A 17,461-nucleotide genomic window follows, 5' to 3' on the forward strand; every position below is an offset into this window, starting at 1 on the left:
ACGTTTGTCAGGACATATGTCAGACAGGTAGAGAGCGCCCCGGTATTTCCGGGGCGCTTTTGTTAACATTAATCAAAGTTTTTCCACACTGAAAATAAATTAGTCTCTGGCAGCGTTTTTGGGGTACCCTAACCGTTGAAGCTACTTTTAAATTGAAAACCTATGCAGCTGTCACGAGTATCCGTATCCATGGTGCTTCTTTTTGCCGTTGGACTAATGTCCTTTTCCGGCCACAACATCCGGAAAATCCGGTACAATCGCTTAAACAGTGAATTAAATGGTACCGCAAGAATCCTCATTGACAAATCAGACTATGAACTCAGCATTTTTGATGATGAGGGATGGTATGCCACTTATCCGGTCGTTTTTGGTGAAAAGACACTGGGAGATAAAATGTGGGAAGGCGACCGGAAGACGCCTGAAGGAGATTACAAAATCATTTCCAAGCGCCCCCATGAGAAATGGGGACAGATCATGCTGATCGATTATCCTACAGCCGCCGACAAGGCCAAGTTCAATGAAAGAAAAGCCAAAGGCCTGATTCCGCCCAAAAAGGGAATTGGAAATGGGATAGGCATTCATGGTACCTGGCAGCGGGATGATATGGCTGTAGATTATTTCCAGAACTGGACAAATGGTTGTGTTAGTCTGAAACGAAGCGAAATGATCGAGCTATATGATATGATCCCGGTTGGTACCAGGGTAACGATTAGGAAATAACAGGGCCAACCAATCAATTAAAATAACCAGAAAAAGAATCCTGCAATGGGATTATTACTACTGAAAAGAGTAGTGATAATCCCATTCGCTTTTAAAAAACAGGGGTTAACCGAAAAATATTGACATTATTATAGCAATATCACAAATATGGCTATTTTTGTTTTGCTTATGAGGGCGTATGGTACTCCCACTACAATACTTCCACCAGGGTAATTGATCCATCTTCCTTTTCGAAAACAACCAAACTTGTCCAATTCCTTTGAGGAATCTGCCTCTTTGTTTTCAAAAACCACCATTGAATTAAATCAATTACTCTACCATGAGAAAACTTGTACACTTAACCTTATTTTTATTCGTAACCCTAACCACGGCCAATGCCGCTGACAAATATTGGGTAGGAAATAATGACAATTTCCAACAGAGTGGAAACTGGTCCTTAACACCTGGAGGTCCGGGCAATGCAGGCTCACCAGGAGCCAATGATGTCGCAGTATTTGACATTGCATCTAATGGATTTAACTCCATAGTGACCATTGGAGGAGGACAAACTTTCCAGGGTATTAGGATTGTCGGATTTGAAGGCATTATTGTCTTAAACGGAAATGGAAATAAAAATCTTACCGGCTTTCTTTCCAGCGGCCTTCTCTCTTCTATAGTTATGAGCAGCGGAATAATTCAGGTTCAAGGTACCCTTAATGCATCGGGGGACATTAACATGACAGGCGGAATTATCCAACTTGGCAATAGTTCTACCACCACATTAAACGGAAGCCTCATAGTAGATTTCGACAATGGTGCCATTCTTCAAGGAAACACACCTGTGGTTGGACAAACAGGAAGCACTGTCATTTTCAACAATGAGCGTGCAACGCCTGCATTGGTTATTGGTAATGGTTCAGGTACTACAGGAATCAATCTTTATAATGTTACTATAAACAATATTGCCCCTGGAAGTGATGAAACACTAATTTCATTTAGTGATGTAATGCAGGTTCGAGGCACACTAACACTTCAAAATGGAAGAGTTAACGGTCTGGGTGTTGGAAGTACTGTTGGCAAAATAAGAGCTATAGGAAATATTGTTGCCGGTGCAGGATTCTTACCGTCAAATGCCCAACTTGAATTTGCAGGCAATACTAACCAAACGGTCACTTTTAATGCAGCAGTACAGGGCAGCTGGAATGGAAATATTCTATTTAACAAATCAGGGAATCCGACTGGTACAGTTACTTTAAATAGTCCGATTTTATTTGACCAGTTAGGTCAGACAGTAACTTTTACTAGTGGAGTGGTTAATACAACGCAGACCAATCTGATGATTTTCACAGATGGTGTAACTGCCATTGGTCAATCAAATTCAAGCTATGTTGATGGTCCGGTACAGAAATCAGGAATTTCCGGATTTACATTCCCGGTTGGTGATGCAGGATTCTGGGGTGGGATTTCAATAAGTGGAGCAACCATTTTTGAGAGTCCTTTTGCCAGTTCCGTTACACATGTGGCTCAATATTTCCGTGTGAACCCAGATCTGGCAGGGTACCCTCATACAAGTTTATCTCCATTTGCCATTGCAAATAATTTCAAGGTGAGCGAATGCGAGTATTGGAATATGCAGCGTACTGCTGGTACTGCTGACCCAGTAATCTGGTTAAGTTTTGATGATGCAAGAAGTTGTGGCATTACAGCCCCCAACAACATTGCAGTTATGGCCTGGATCCCACCATTGACCAGCTATTGGGAAGCAACAGGTGGCATATTTACTGGTTCACCAGTTAATTTCCGTCGTTCGATTGGACCAGTCAACTTCATTTCAGGAATCTATACGCTGGGAACAAACAACCCAATTGCGAACCCGCTTCCAGTGCGTTGGCTGAGCTTTACAGGTCGTTATTACAATGCAGCCGTAGAATTGAACTGGAGTACATCTCTTGAGCAGAACAATGATATGTTCACTGTGGAGCGTTCAGCAGATGGAATTAATTACAGTGCCATTGGTACGGTGAAAGGAAGAGGTAATGCATCTACTACTTCAGTTTACAATTTTGTAGATCCAAGACCATTGTCTGGAACAGGACATTATCGTATTAAGCAAACAGATCGCGATGGAAAAATTTCTTACAGTGATGTGATCAGGGTTTCAAGCAGCAGTCCATCAATGAGAGGTCTCCGCTTGTTCCCGAACCCGGCCGCTGGCAATATTCCATTAACGCTTGAAAATAGCAGCTGGACCAATAAGAAGGTGAATGTTACCATCTTCAATGCGGTGGGTGGTATTGTTTACCAGGACCAGGTGACATTTGGTGCTGACGGAAGAAGCAAAGTCAATATTTCTTCATTGCAGAAGGGATCATACTTTGTAAGCACTTACCTGAATGGCGAAAAGCAAACAATGCCTTTCCTTGTACAATAATCAGATCCCCTAAATTATACGATGGACCGTCCGAAAGGGCGGTCCTTTTTTTTGGGAGATTCCCCTATTTTTACCCATTATCCGAATATGCTGTACCGCCTGGTTAAAATGCTAATGAGATCTGCCCTTGGAATGTTTTACCGGCATTCGATGTTGCGGAACATGCATCAAATCCCTTTGAAAGGCGCGGCAATTTTGATTTCTAATCACCCTTCCTCCCTTATGGACGCTGCCTTACTGGGTGTATTGTTGAAAAGGCCGATTCATTTTTTTGCACGAGGTGATGTTTTCATGAATCCTATTGTGAACAGTATCCTTAAAGCACTGCACATGCATCCGGTGCATCATCATGAAGGCGGGAGAGATACATTAACTGCTAACGATGCCAGTTTCGAAAAAGCAATAACGCTTCTTCACGAAGGTGCCCTTGTATTATTTTTTCCGGAGGGTAGCAGCCATACAGACTATCATCTTCTCTCCTTCCGTAAAGGAGCATTCAGAATTGCTCTGCAGGCAGTATCGCGGAAACCCGGACTTGATATTCAGGTTGTTCCAATAGCTATAAATTATAGTCACCCCACTGCAATTTTCAGTTCAGTATGGGTGCAGGCAGCGGAACCCATATTTGTAAAAGACTACCTGGATAATTATAATGAGCATAGGGCTATTGGCATAAGGCAGTTAACAAGGGATGCAGAAAAGGCTGTAAGGGATATTGCTATAGATGCCATGGCCGGGCACTCACCTCAACTATTTTCCTGCCTAAACATATGGCGTAATTCTGAACATGCGTTGAATATTTCTGGTGAGCAACAGATAGTGGCAGAATATGCTATCAGCAAAGCACAGCCGAAATGGATGCACCATGTGCAATTGCCATTACAGGAATATGAAAAATTATTGGCGGCATACCATTGCACTGATGAAGAAGTGGTTGCGGCTGGCAGAAAAAAAATGTCGAAGGCTCCACTTTTACTTGGCTTCCCCGCTGCTGCCATTGGATGGTTTCTGAATGCCCTCCCCCTTTTGCTGGCAAGGATGATTACCGACAAAAAGGTAAAACGAACTGATTTTTATTCCTGGGTACTTGTAGTTAGTTCTGCTTTGCTTTATGTATTATGGTTTATTGGCATTACTGTTTCAGCAATGAATATGCTCAGTGGATGGCAGACCATAGGAATATTGTTTGTGATGGTGGCAACGGGACAATATTCCTGGAACTATTACCGCTATTACCATCAATGGAGATTGCAGCAAAACGGTCTTAAATTGCCAGAAGCATTACGCTCAGAAATGGGAAGACTGCGTAAGGAAATACTTGAGCAGATCAATGCACATAGTAATCCGTTAAGCAATAATTAAAGCTTTCCAATTTTAATTTCATCTACAACTGCAGGGTCGAGTAAGGTTGAAGTATCGCCCAGATTTTCTGTTTCACCTTCTGCGATCTTACGGAGTATACGGCGCATGATCTTACCACTTCTGGTTTTTGGAAGTCCGGATACAAACTGGATCTTATCGGGTTTTGCTATTGGTCCAATGATGCGGCTAACCGTTAGAGTTATATCCTGACGGCTAAGATGCTCATCTCCGTGGCTGCTCTGGTAAATTACGAAAGCATAAATACCCTGGCCCTTTATATCGTGAGGGTAGCCCACAACCGCACTCTCCACTACTCCTGCGTGCATATTGATAGCGTTCTCTACTTCAGCTGTGCCGATCCGGTGACCGCTCACATTCAGTACATCATCAACCCTTCCTGTGATACGGTAATTACCTGATTCATCGCGGTAACAACCATCGCCGGTAAAGTACATATTTGGATAAGCCGTAAAGTAATTCATACGGCAGCGTTCATGGTCATTATAGGTTGTGCGTAAAATAGATGGCCAGGGAAATTTGATACATAGGTTTCCGCTAACATTATTACCGGTAATTTCCACTCCATTTTCATCCAGTAATATTGGCTGTACACCTGGCATAGGCAGTGTGGCGAAGGTTGCTTTGGCGGGAGTAACTCCAGCCATATTACCAATCAGCACGCCACCAGTTTCGGTTTGCCACCAGGTATCAACAATTGGACAGCGCCCTTTGCCGATCTCTTCATTGTACCAGTTCCAGGCTTCTTCATTGATAGGTTCGCCAACCGTACCGAGCACTTTAAGCGAAGAAAGATTTTTACCATGTACGGGGCCAAGACCAAAGCCCATTAAAGAACGTATGGCTGTGGGGGCGGTATAGAGCACATTTACCTTATACTTGTCAACGATCTCCCAGAATCTTCCCGCATCGGGCCAGGTGGGGATGCCCTCAAACAAAAGCGTGGTTGCACCTGATAGCAGGGGGCCATAAACAATATAACTGTGCCCGGTGATCCAGCCGATATCTGCGGTACAAAAATGAATATCGCCCGGTTCATACTGGAAGGTATTCACAAAAGTATATCCGGTGTAAACCATATAACCGCCAACGGTGTGAACCACTCCCTTAGGCTTACCTGTAGAGCCGGAGGTGTATAGAATAAACAGGGGATCTTCAGCATCCATTTCTTCAGCCGGACAATCAGGATTACCCTGTGTTTCCACCTTACGGATCTCATCTTCCCACCATACATCCCTTCCCTTTATCATGGAAACAGGCGTACGATTTCTTGTAAGTACGATAACCCGCTTAACGAAGCGGCATTGAATGAGGGCATCATCAATAACACTTTTTAAAGGGATGGATTTATTGCCCCGGAAGGCGCCGTCACAGGTGATCACGAATTCAGCATTGGCATCCATAAGTCTGTCGGCGATAGACTGGGCACTAAAGCCACCAAAGATCACGGAATGTATTGCTCCGATGCGAGCGCAGGCGAGCACAGCAATGGCAAGTTCCGGTACCATACCCATGTAGATACAAACCCTGTCGCCTTTACCGATGCCATTGTTTTTAAGGACATTGGCGAATTGAATAACCTTATTATGAAGCTCGCGGTATGTGAGGATACGGTGGTGTTCATCAGGATCATTGGGTTCCCATATTATAGCTGGTTTATTGCCCAAAGAACCAAGGTGCCTATCGAGACAATTTTCTGTAATGTTAAGTTTGCCACCGATGAACCATTCAATTTTCGGTTCTGTGAAATTCCATTCCAATACCTTATCCCAGCGTTTGCGCCAATAAAAATTTGACGCAATATCGGCCCAGAAACCTTCGGGGTCATCCACACTTTTTTTATAGACAGTATTGTATTGTTCGAGTGACCTGATTTGGTAAGGATATGACATTTGTATCGTTTTAGGTTGCGTTCCTGAAACAGGAAAAGGTTCAGGGGCAACGAATTCAGTTCGCTAATTTAGTATGTTTAAGGTAAATAGGAAGCAAGCAATGAATCAGGCAAGTACTTCAACAGGCATATGGAAAGTGATTGGTGCATCATCTGTGGGCACTTTAATTGAATGGTATGATTTCTATATTTTCGGAAGCCTTGCAACAGTAATCGCCACACAATTTTTTCCCAATACTAATCCCACAGCAGCATTATTGAGCACACTGGCAACGTTTGCAGCTGGATTTATAGTCAGACCATTCGGTGCGCTTGTGTTTGGGAGGCTAGGAGATCTTATTGGTCGTAAATACACTTTTCTCTTAACCCTGGTATTAATGGGAGGTTCCACCTTTGCGATAGGGTTAGTACCAGGCTATGAAACCATTGGCTTTGCCGCACCGATCATTGTATTAGTGCTCCGGTTGCTGCAGGGCCTTGCCCTGGGTGGAGAATATGGGGGTGCGGCCACTTATGTTGCGGAACATGCACCACCGCACCGCCGAGGATATTTTACTTCCTGGATACAAACCACTGCCACATTAGGGCTTTTTGTTTCGCTTGGAGTGATACTGCTCACACGGCATAGTCTTGACCCCGACCCCGAGGAGTCTATCCGAAAATTCAATGAATGGGGATGGCGGATTCCATTCCTGGTGTCGATTGTACTGGTGATCGTTTCAATTTATATCAGGATGAAAATGAACGAATCGCCACTTTTCGCCAAACTCAAGAAGGAGGGTAATCTCTCGACCAATCCACTGAAGGAAAGTTTTGGGCATCGTACTAATCTTAAAATGGTATTGCTGGCACTTTTTGGCGCAACGATGGGGCAAGGGGTAGTTTGGTACACAGGACAATTCTATGCCCAATCATTTATTGAAAATGTTTGCAGAATAGATTTTGATCAAAGCCGAACTATAATTATCTGGGCCATACTTTTTGCAACACCTTTTTTCGTTGTGTTCGGATCATGGAGCGACAGGGTTGGCAGAAAATGGATCATGATGGCCGGAATGCTGATAGCCATATTTTCTTATCGCCCCATTTATAAACAATTCCTGTTACTCAGTGATGTGGCCGCTTTGGAAAAAGTTACATCTCCAACTATCACTGCTTCCACTATTAAAAAAACGGCGCTACCAAACAGCACTGATTCTCTTCTCACAACCATTGTTAATAAAACAGCTTATAACGGTATCAGGTATAAAAGTGTAGCGGCGGATACTCTTTATACTTCTGGCCAGTTACAAACGTCTGCCCCAGAAATCCGGTACCTGGAAAAAAAACTTGACCAATCAACTTATTGGAAATTCGTATTGCTGGTTTTTATACAGGTTCTGCTTGTAACCATGGTATATGGGCCTATCGCTGCTTTCCTGGTTGAACTGTTTCCTACCAAGATCAGGTATACCAGCATGTCGCTCCCCTACCATATCGGGAATGGGGTTTTTGGAGGGCTGACACCGTTTATCGCAACGTTGCTCACAACAATTTATGCTGATAAACTGGTAGGGCTATGGTATCCGATTGCGATCGCGGCTGTTTGCCTTGTAATTGGAGCGTTGTATGTAAGTAACCGGATTGATCCTAATGTTAATGACTAAACCATCAAAAAATGAACTTACTGAAAAGATATCTGGGGATATTATGGATGGCATTGGCCCCGTTTTCGATGTATTACCTGGTAAGAACAGCGCTGGCGGAGATTGCCGCCAAACCTGTAATTGATACAAAGATCCAATGGGGTGTTTTTGTAATTGTCTTTTTCCCTATTGCGATCGGCTTAATAATATTTGGTTTTTATGCACTTAAAGGAGAATATGATCATCTTCCGGAGAGTTCGGAAGAAATTGAAGACTGAGAAAAAGTCATTGTTAAATACATTAACAATAGGAAGCATTCTGATGTTATTAAAGTAATTTCGCGCCATGACCAACATCAATTCATCATTTTACCCGGCATTATACCGGTATAGGGTCTTGCTCTGTTCCGTGGCGGTGCTCTTCATGATGGCATTGAGTAGCAGTTTGGTTATGCTGCCTTTTGCATCCAGACAAAACAAAACAGTGATCCTGAATACTGTTGAAGAGGAAGCAGGCGGGAGCAGTTCAAATAACATAAATGAAGAGCATAAGAATGGCAAATCCTTTAATGGCCATTTATATGATTTCGATGCTTTTCTTTTGAGCCAGCGTTTAAGCAGGTCTCATTACAATATTCCACGTTCTGTGGATATTCTCTCATCCTTACATTCAAAAAGGATCGTACAGCCTCCGGAGTGTTGATAGTTTCAATATTTACTTTCCTGCAATAACATTTATCACCATCTGTAAGAATTGTGCATTTTCATGTGCAAACGGACGGTTCGGTTGATTGGCTAATTTATAAACTCCTTTTTTTATGGCTCGTTCTGTACGCAACGTTTTCAGCAATCTTGGCGCTGATTTTCCCGCATCTGTTGTAGTTTTTTTGGTGGCGCTTCCACTTTGTCTTGGTATCGCCCTCGGATCAAATGCTCCTCTATTTTCCGGTCTTATAGCTGGCATAGCTGGTGGAATAGTTATCGGAATCCTAAGTGGATCGAATCTCAGCGTGAGCGGTCCTGCAGCGGGACTTACAGCCATTGTTGCAGCAGCAATAGGCAAGTTACCTGCATTTGAAGCATTTCTTCTTGCCGTTGTGCTGGCGGGGATATTTCAAGTGATCCTTGGTTTTCTGAAAGCGGGAATACTGGGCGATTATATTCCAGGTGCTGTTATTAAGGCCATGCTTGCAGCTATTGGGCTTATACTCATACTGAAACAATTACCACATCTTGTGGGGTATAATGCCGATTTCGAAGGAGATGAAAGTTTTCGCCAGCCTGATGGCTCCAATACTTTCACAGGAATTTTCAAAGCATTAAATTATATTTTGCCACTAGCCATTGCTATCGGGCTGATTTCTTTAGGAATCCAGATAGTATGGGATAATATACTGGCAAAAAAAGCAAAATTCTTCAAGCTCATTCCGGCGCCTTTGATAGTTGTGTTGGTTGCTATTGGCATCAACCAATGGGCAATGATCTATAGCCCCTCGCTGGCACTGCCGGCTCATGCGCTTGTAAGCATACCCGTTGCCGAGTCATTAGAGGGTTTTCTATCCTTCTTTATGTTTCCGGATTTCAGTTATATAACTAATTACCAGGTATGGATCTCTGCGGCAACCATTGCCATTGTTGCCAGTCTGGAGACTTTGCTGAATATTGAGGCTTCTGACGAATTAGACCCTTACCAGCGAGTTACCCCAACTAACCGCGAGTTAAAGGCACAGGGTGCGGGAAATCTTGTTTCCGGATTACTTGGTGGATTGCCCGTGACCTCGGTAATTGTACGGACTTCGGCAAACGTGCACTCGGGGGCAAAATCAAAAATGTCGGCCATAATGCATGGTATAATGCTTTTATTAACTGTTGCATTGATTCCCAAAATACTCAATCTCATTCCCCTGCCTGCATTGGCCGCTGTATTGATTTACACGGGTTTCAAACTTGCCAAACCAGCTATCTTTAAGGAGTTCTATCGCAAAGGATTTGACCAATTCATTCCATTTGTTGTTACCATTGTGGCCATATTATTTACCGACCTTCTTGTTGGGATCATGATCGGTTGCCTTGTAGGATTATTTTTCGTTATGCGGAGTAATTTCAGGTCGGCAGTATTTGTTGTGAATGATGAGAACAATTATCTGTTTCGTTTACGCAAGGATGTTAGCTACCTGAATAAGCCAATTATAAAACGCAAACTTGCACAGGTGCCTGAAAACGCTTATGTACTCATTGATGCAACACGGGCAGATTTCCTGGATCGTGATGTGGTTGAGGTCATAGAAGATTTTATCATCAGCGCACCATTGAAGAATATAAAGGTAGAGTTGAAAAAAAGTGCATATAAAGAACAAGGATTTTCAAATATTGAAGGACTATTAAAAGCAAGCGCATAATGAACACTTACGAAAGGCTCTTATTAGAGAACAAAGCATGGGCGGCAGAAACTGTTTCAGCAGATCCTGGATATTTTGAGAGGCTGTCGAAATTACAAACACCCGAGTTTTTATGGATCGGATGCAGTGACAGTCGCGTTCCGGCCAATCAGATCACCGGTACACAGCCGGGGGAGATTTTTGTGCATCGGAATGTTGCCAATATGGTGGTGCATACAGATCTTAATATGTTGACTGTACTGGATTATGCAGTGAATCACCTGAAGGTGAAACATGTAATTGTGTGTGGCCATTATGGTTGTGGTGGTGTGAAGGCCGCAATGACCAAGCATAATTTCGGGATCATCAATAAATGGCTAATGAACATCAAGGATGTTTACAGATTCCATCGCGATGAGATCGATGGAATTGCCGATGAAGAAAAACGGAGTAACCGCCTCACAGAACTTAACGTAGAAGAGCAGGTGAGGAATCTGGCTAAGACATCCATTATCCAAAAGGCCTGGAAAGATCGCCAGGCACCCCACTTACATGGTTGGGTATATGGACTTAAGGATGGTCTCATCAATCCCGTATTTGAGATGCCGGCAGGAACGCATATTGATGAGATCTATGAGTTTGATGACTTATAATTCAGTAGGTTTGTTGCATGTCTATATCAGTTGAATCCTTACTGAAAGTATACGGCCAGCAAAAGGCTGTCAATAATATTTCTTTCACGGTTAACAAGGGTGAGATCGTTGGCTTTCTTGGACCAAATGGTGCCGGCAAATCGACGACTATGAAGATACTTACGGGCTACCTACGCCCGGATGGTGGAAAGGCCTGGGTCTGCGGCACGGATGTGCAGGCAGACCCGCTGACCACCAAACGTAAGATCGGATACCTGCCTGAATCAAATCCGCTTTATTACGATATGTATGTTCGGGAGTATCTTCATTTTATGGCGGATGTACATTCCGTTGAAAATAAGAATACCCGCATCAATGATGTTATCGCTAAGGTGGGACTAACCCCTGAAAGCGATAAGAAGATCGGGCAATTATCAAAGGGATACAAACAACGTGTTGGATTGGCTGCAGCTCTGATCCACGATCCGGAAGTTCTGATACTGGACGAGCCAACCACGGGTCTTGATCCGAACCAGATATTGGAAATTCGGGAGGTTATCAGGGAGTTGGGGCGTGATAAAACAGTACTATTTTCCTCTCATATCTTACAGGAAGTAGAAGCAGTTTGCAGCAGGGTGATCATCATCAACAAAGGTCAACTTATTGCCAACAATACCCTCGCTGAACTTCAGTCGCAAAACAGCGAGCCACTGGTACGGGTACAATTCCGGGAGGTGGTGGAGGCCTCTTTAATAAAAAAGGGAGTAACGACGCTGACTGACCTGCAACAGGTGGGAGCAACTGAATGGGAGATCAGGGCAACGGATGTAAATGAGGCCCGAAAGCAATTATTGTCGCTGGCTGTTGAGCATAATCTTAATATTATCAGCCTGCAGAGCGGAGAAACCAGTCTTGAGGAAGTATTCCGCGTCCTAACGGGAAATGAAGGTTAAGGCAAGTTTCTTTTCCCTTTTACCCATTCCCATTTCCCCTTTATCTTTGTAGTATGCGCAAAGAAGAACTCCTTCCCGAAGTGGTGATCAAATTCGCCGGTGACAGTGGCGATGGTATGCAATTAACCGGTACCCAATTCACCAATAACACCGCGATGCTTGGTATTGATCTCGCAACCTTTCCTGATTTCCCCGCGGAGATCCGGGCACCCCAGGGTACTATCCCGGGAGTGAGTGGTTATCAGTTACGCTTTTCAAGCGACCGTATATTTACTCCAGGTGATGAATGTGATGTACTGGTGGCCATGAATGCCGCAGCGTTAAAAACCAATCTAAAATCGATTAAAAAGGGCGGAAAGATCATCGTCAACACTGATGGTTTCGATGCCAAAAATCTTCGTCTGGCCAATTATCCCGATGGTGTTAATCCCATTGAGGATGATAGCCTCTCATCCTACGATGTGATCAAGATGGATGTGACAAAAATGACGAGGGAATCACTGAAAGATTTTACACTTGGTACAAAAGAGAAAGACCGTGCGAAGAATATGTTCGTGCTGGGATTTCTTTACTGGATGTACAATCGCGATATGGATAGCAGTATCAAGTTTCTTACTGAAAAATTCAGTAAGAAGCCTGACCTTCTTGAGAGCAATATCAGGGTATTGAAAGCAGGATATAATTTTGCGGATACAACTGAAACATTTACTACCCGTTATAAGGTTGAAAAAGCCAAAATGGAACCCGGTGAATACCGGAGCATCATGGGTAACCAGGCCTTGGCCTATGGCTTGATTGCTGCTTCACAAAAAAGCGGTCTCCCGTTATTTCTTGGATCATATCCAATTACTCCGGCGTCTGATATTTTACATGAATTAAGCAGGTATAAAAATTTCGGTGTCCGAACCTTCCAGGCCGAAGATGAGATCGCAGCAATAACTTCTGCTATTGGAGCAGCTTACGGAGGTCATTTTGGGATCACCACTACCTCGGGTCCGGGTATGGCATTGAAAACGGAAGCAATGGGATTGGCGGTAATGCTGGAAATTCCTTTGCTCATAATAAATATACAGAGGGGAGGCCCTTCAACCGGACTACCCACTAAAACAGAACAGAGTGACCTTATGCAGGCCTATTACGGACGTAATGGTGAGTGCCCCATGCCGATAGTAGCAGCCTCAACCCCAAGTGATTGTTTCAGTGCCGTATATGAGGCTGCGCGTATATCATTACAACATATGACGCCTGTTATCTTTTTGAGCGATGGTTATATTGCCAATGGCGCTGAACCCTGGAAATTCCCAACCAGTAATGATCTTGCCCCGATTGATGTGAAATTCAAGACAGACCTTGGGCATGGGGAGGAAAAATTTCAACCTTATTTGAGGGATGAGAAACTAGTCAGGCCCTGGGCAATTCCCGGTACTGCCGGACTGGAACACAGGGTGGGTGGATTGGAAAAACAGAATATTACGGGTAATATATCCTACGATCCTGAAAACCATCAATTGATGGTGAAAATCAGGCAGGAAAAAGTTGATAAGATCGCTGAATATATTCCGGAGCAAAAGCTTGACAGCGGGCCTGAAAAAGGCCAGATCTTAGTATTGGGATGGGGATCTACTTATGGGGCTATCAAGAGTGCAGTGGCTGAAATGCAGGCCGAAGGGTATTCAGTTAGCCATGCGCACTTACGTCACCTGCGACCTTTCCCAAGAAACCTGGGAGATATGATCAAGAATTTCGATCATGTGCTTATTCCAGAGATCAACAATGGGCAGCTGGTTAGGATCATCCGCGACCAATACCTGGTAGATGCAAAAGCTTACAATAAGATCATGGGAATTCCGATCACGAAAACAGAATTGATCCTTAAGCTACGCGAGATGCTTGGTGGTCTGAATTAATTGATAGTTTCACTGCCAGTCGCTCCAATTCAATACTGATCTTATTTATGTATTCGAACTGGTCGGCAATGGTCTTAAGTTCTGAGAAACGCCTTCTGGTACTTGTATCAAGGCTGCCTTCAGAGAGTTCATGAAGGCGTTGGTGCAAAAGTATTTTCAGTTCTTCACGGATCAGGAAGTTTTCCTCATCGTTGGGAGATTTAGTTATAATGACATCTTTTCTCAGGGTTTGTTCTGCAATTTCCAGATGCTGGCATGAAGCACGAATGATATGCCTGAAATTATCGCTTGCATATTGTTCTGCCAGTTTTCTATATGATGAAAGAGTTGCAATATGCGATGCCAGCATGTGATTGCTTACAACCATCTGGTGAATCACCTGTACTTTCTTTTGCTGCCTTCGCGGCTCATTTAGCATTCGCTGGAATGCATCCGACAGATTTGCCAATTTTACGAAGGCCTCTTTACGATGGAGTTTATAATCAAGATTAGTAAGAGGTTCGTTGATAAAAGGTTTACTTATAAAATTGAAATAATTCCGGATAGCCTTGAGGGTATCGCCAAGGAGATCCTGGATCTGTTCATGTTCCCAGCGTGGGGGCACTGCAAAGGTGGCAATAAATGCGATGGCAGAACCTGCAATAGTATCAATCAACCGGTCGCGTAAAACCTCCGTGAAGTCGCCAGGTTTCAGGAAATGAAAGGCGATAAGAATGTAAACGGTCATAGCAATGACGCTTACCATATATTTAAGGCGAACCATACTATAAGCGATGATCATTCCGAGAATTAGTATAGAAAGCAATGCCTTTTCGTCTTTAATAAACAGTAGGAAAACAGTTCCGATGACAGCCCCGGCAAAAGTTCCTCCCAGACGTTGGAGGTTTCGTTGTTTGGTCAGGCTATAAGCCGGTTTTAATATTACCAGGATGGTGAGCAGTATCCAGTAGCCATGTTCAACCGGCAATACAAGGCTGAGGAAATAGCCAACAACCAATGAAAGGGCAACCCGAATGGAATGCCTGAAAATATTGGAATCTGCATTAAGGTTATTCAGTAATAATTTGCTGTTGAAATCGCTTGGTGAAACAAATTTAGAGTATTCAACCTGCCGCTTGAAATTATCACTTATTCTTTGATCGAAGCTGGTATAGCGATGGAGTGTTTCTATGCGGGCATACAGATCTTTAAGGCTGTTCAGTATATGACGCATGCCAATAAAGCCTTCTATATTACTATCATCCATAGCCGAAGTACGCAGTTTCAGAAAATTCTCCTCTAAGCTTCTTATTTCTCGCTCCATGCCGGTATCGGGAGAGGATGCCTTACCTTCCTGCAGAGCAAGGCCGATATCTTCGGTTTCGGCTGCCAGTTTGATTATTATGTTACGGAAAGCCGGAAGTAGATTGGTATCATCCATTTGTTCATGCAGTTTTTTATAATCCTGCTGTGAGGTCATTACCCTTTCGAACAAATCAACACTATCAAGGAAAATCATCATCAGGATCCGGCTGGTATGTGTGGATTCCCGAACAATATCGCGGGTCTTGAACAGCATTTCACGTACCAGGTTTTGTTTATTGTGAACCTGAACCTGTTGTTCCAGAATATTCTTGTAAGTATTTTCATAATCAACTCCTGTTTCATAGAAGGCGGCCCTGGAACGAAGATAATCGCCGGTAGAGATAAGCGCGTCACCTAATGCTTGTTGGATAAGCTTATAAGGCCTCAGTTTATAGAGCAACAAACTGAGTACGATGTAGAATAATCCGCCTGCTGCCACCAGGAATGCATTTCGTATAACATCTTCTGTATTATTTCGTTCATCAATACTAAGTATCATTACTAAGAGGCCTGCCACTCCAACAGCAGCCACCCTCACGCCATACACGCCAATAATGGAGCAGGCAAATCCCATAACGCCAATCAACAGTGCCAGCAGAACAGGCCAATTCATTCCGAAACCTGTTAGCAGGGCCATAAAAAAAATCAGTACCAGGGCTGCAACCATACCATTTTTCCGGTGGTGGATGGGCCCTGTATTATCAGTGAGCGCTACACACATCGCGCCCAGTCCAAGAGCTATGCCCATGCGTAATTCACCGAAGTACGCAGCTGTCAACAGGGGTATCATAACGCCTGCGGTTGTGCGCACACCTTCAGATACATAATAGCTGCTGCTGTATTTTTTATACGCGCGGATATAATCGATCATGAATAACTGTTCTCTTATTTATTCCCCATGAATGCGGCAACTCCAAAAGCCAGCACGGCGATGATAAGTCCAAACATGAAGACATTATAGGAAATGCGGAGATAATGATATTTTCGTGCCAGCACTTTGCCAAGGTAATAGATATCTTTAATCATACTGCCATAGAGGTATTCAGAATCTTTCATCATTTCCTTCATGGCCCATTCATAATCGGGAAGTTCCATCTTGAAAAAATTTCCAAAGAAGAGGAGATTTACTTTTTTATGGCGGATATCTTCTTCAGAAAAATAACCCTTAGTTACATTTGGCCTGGTGGCAAATATGGCAAATACCACAGCCCCCAGGCAAGAAGATGCAAGAAGAAAAGTAGGTAGAATGAATTGGGGGTAATATTGGAGTTTGCCGAGTAAAACTGAAACTAGGATAGAGAGAACAATTGTATTAACAGATATCATGATATTAGCCTTACTATCGGCCATCTGACTGAGATTGATATGGTTCTCACTCATAATCCTGAACATGGTGGCGATACCTCTTTCGGGCCGGGGATCGGCGAGTTTACTTTTCTTGTTTTTCTCCGGATTTGCAGGTGCACCAGGGGATAGGGAAGAGTCTGCAACTGGTTTGGGAGTTGGATCAATAACTTCAATACTCACAGGTTTAGGCTCTGTATGATGAATCTCTTTCCTGCGTTTTGTTCCCTCCTTTTTGGGGGCAATATTCCTTTTAACAACTGGTAAGGGTGGTTGAAGTTCTTCGAGATTTTTCTTCTTTCCCGGATCAAGATGATGCCTTGCAAACTCAGTGAAATAGTTGTGTTGTTCCAGAAAACGGATATTGATTTTTCTCCAGTCCTTTTTAGTGATTTCTTTATCTGTAACTGTATTGATCTCTTTTCTAAGAAGCCGGGTTTGTTCTTCAAAGTGTTCTGTACCGAGGTGAAAAAGGTCTGCATCACAGAGGATTTGCTCAATCAGTTTAATAGGCGCCTGGGGCATTCGTGTTGCAAGGATGCATCCTTCTACCCTGTTGAATAATTCAGCGCTGATTTTTTCAGGCACCAGGAAATCTCTAGCGATCTCCACACTTGCTAATTCATGTTCTGCATATTGCCTGCTATACCCGGTGTCATGAAACCAGGCAGCGAGCATAAGGGCCAGAAAATCATCGCCCTCCAATTTGTAATGATCGGCCATCAAACGGGCAGCTTTAGCAACGGCAACGGTATGGAGCAGATCATGGAAATAATATGCTGCGGGAACTTTTTGTTCAAATAACTGTCGCACATATTGTTCCGAAGATTCAAGAATTTTGCTCTGCTGATCCATAATCCGGGTTTGGGCTACTAAAT

13 protein-coding genes are annotated in these 17,461 nt (G+C 43.5%); 10 read left to right on the forward strand and 3 right to left on the reverse strand.

All coding sequences use genetic code 11. The annotated features are described in order from the left end of the window. The first annotated feature begins 162 nt into the window (after positions 1-162). The 3 genes from V6M43_RS05545 to V6M43_RS05555 all read left to right on the forward strand — a co-directional run bounded on the left by V6M43_RS05545 (position 163) and on the right by V6M43_RS05555 (position 4,492). Positions 163-720, forward strand: coding sequence for a L,D-transpeptidase family protein (locus V6M43_RS05545; RefSeq protein ID WP_332733143.1), 558 nt, complete (start codon positions 163-165; stop codon positions 718-720). Positions 721-1,039: 319 nt separating this feature from the next. Further along, positions 1,040-3,130 carry a T9SS type A sorting domain-containing protein gene (locus V6M43_RS05550; RefSeq protein ID WP_332733144.1) on the forward strand — a complete coding sequence of 697 codons (2,091 nt, stop codon included), beginning with the start codon at positions 1,040-1,042 and terminating at the stop codon, positions 3,128-3,130. Positions 3,131-3,292: 162 nt separating this feature from the next. Continuing rightward, the gene (locus V6M43_RS05555) at positions 3,293-4,492 is read left to right on the forward strand and encodes a 1-acyl-sn-glycerol-3-phosphate acyltransferase (RefSeq protein ID WP_332734367.1); all 1,200 of its coding nucleotides are present in this window, start codon (positions 3,293-3,295) and stop codon (positions 4,490-4,492) included. Here the strand turns inward: V6M43_RS05555 and acs are convergent. Continuing rightward, positions 4,489-6,402: an acetate--CoA ligase gene (gene acs, locus V6M43_RS05560; protein ID WP_039126459.1), complete on the reverse strand. Its 1,914-nt coding sequence runs from the start codon at positions 6,400-6,402 to the stop codon at positions 4,489-4,491. The genes V6M43_RS05555 and acs overlap by 4 nt on opposite strands. 100 nt (positions 6,403-6,502) lie before the next feature. Here acs and V6M43_RS05565 point away from each other — a divergent pair, with 100 nt between their 5' ends. The 7 genes from V6M43_RS05565 (at position 6,503) to V6M43_RS05595 (ending at position 13,895) form a co-directional block, all read left to right on the forward strand. Further along, a complete protein-coding gene (locus V6M43_RS05565; protein WP_332733146.1) occupies positions 6,503-8,047 on the forward strand; it encodes an MFS transporter in 1,545 nt (514 codons plus the stop codon). Between the two features lie 11 nt (positions 8,048-8,058). After that, positions 8,059-8,304: a DUF6814 family protein gene (locus V6M43_RS05570; RefSeq protein ID WP_332733147.1), complete on the forward strand. Its 246-nt coding sequence runs from the start codon at positions 8,059-8,061 to the stop codon at positions 8,302-8,304. Between the two features lie 67 nt (positions 8,305-8,371). Then, positions 8,372-8,728, forward strand: coding sequence for a hypothetical protein (locus V6M43_RS05575; RefSeq protein WP_332733149.1), 357 nt, complete (start codon positions 8,372-8,374; stop codon positions 8,726-8,728). A 115-nt stretch (positions 8,729-8,843) separates the two neighbouring features. Then, complete coding sequence (locus V6M43_RS05580) at positions 8,844-10,424, forward strand: SulP family inorganic anion transporter (protein WP_332733150.1); 1,581 nt, start codon at positions 8,844-8,846, stop codon at positions 10,422-10,424. Beyond that, positions 10,424-11,056, forward strand: a complete 633-nt coding sequence (gene can / locus V6M43_RS05585; protein WP_332733151.1) for a carbonate dehydratase — start codon at positions 10,424-10,426, stop codon at positions 11,054-11,056. The genes V6M43_RS05580 and can overlap by 1 nt, the downstream gene beginning before the upstream one ends. A gap of 17 nt (positions 11,057-11,073) precedes the next feature. Next, positions 11,074-11,988, forward strand: a complete 915-nt coding sequence (gene gldA, locus V6M43_RS05590) for a gliding motility-associated ABC transporter ATP-binding subunit GldA (RefSeq protein ID WP_332733152.1) — start codon at positions 11,074-11,076, stop codon at positions 11,986-11,988. A 53-nt stretch (positions 11,989-12,041) separates the two neighbouring features. Continuing rightward, the gene (locus V6M43_RS05595; RefSeq protein WP_332733153.1) at positions 12,042-13,895 is read left to right on the forward strand and encodes a 2-oxoacid:acceptor oxidoreductase subunit alpha; all 1,854 of its coding nucleotides are present in this window, start codon (positions 12,042-12,044) and stop codon (positions 13,893-13,895) included. Here the strand turns inward: V6M43_RS05595 and V6M43_RS05600 are convergent. Together V6M43_RS05600 and V6M43_RS05605 are read right to left on the reverse strand one after the other, a co-directional pair. Further along, positions 13,861-16,110, reverse strand: coding sequence for an FUSC family protein (locus tag V6M43_RS05600; RefSeq protein ID WP_332733154.1), 2,250 nt, complete (start codon positions 16,108-16,110; stop codon positions 13,861-13,863). The two genes, V6M43_RS05595 and V6M43_RS05600, sit on opposite strands and share 35 nt — an antisense overlap. 14 nt (positions 16,111-16,124) lie before the next feature. After that, positions 16,125-17,438: a Pycsar system effector family protein gene (locus V6M43_RS05605; protein WP_332733156.1), complete on the reverse strand. Its 1,314-nt coding sequence runs from the start codon at positions 17,436-17,438 to the stop codon at positions 16,125-16,127. Positions 17,439-17,461: the final 23 nt, after the last annotated feature.

The sequence above is a fragment of the Flavihumibacter sp. genome (genome assembly GCF_036676075.1).
Classification (GTDB): Bacteria; Bacteroidota; Bacteroidia; order Chitinophagales; family Chitinophagaceae; genus Flavihumibacter.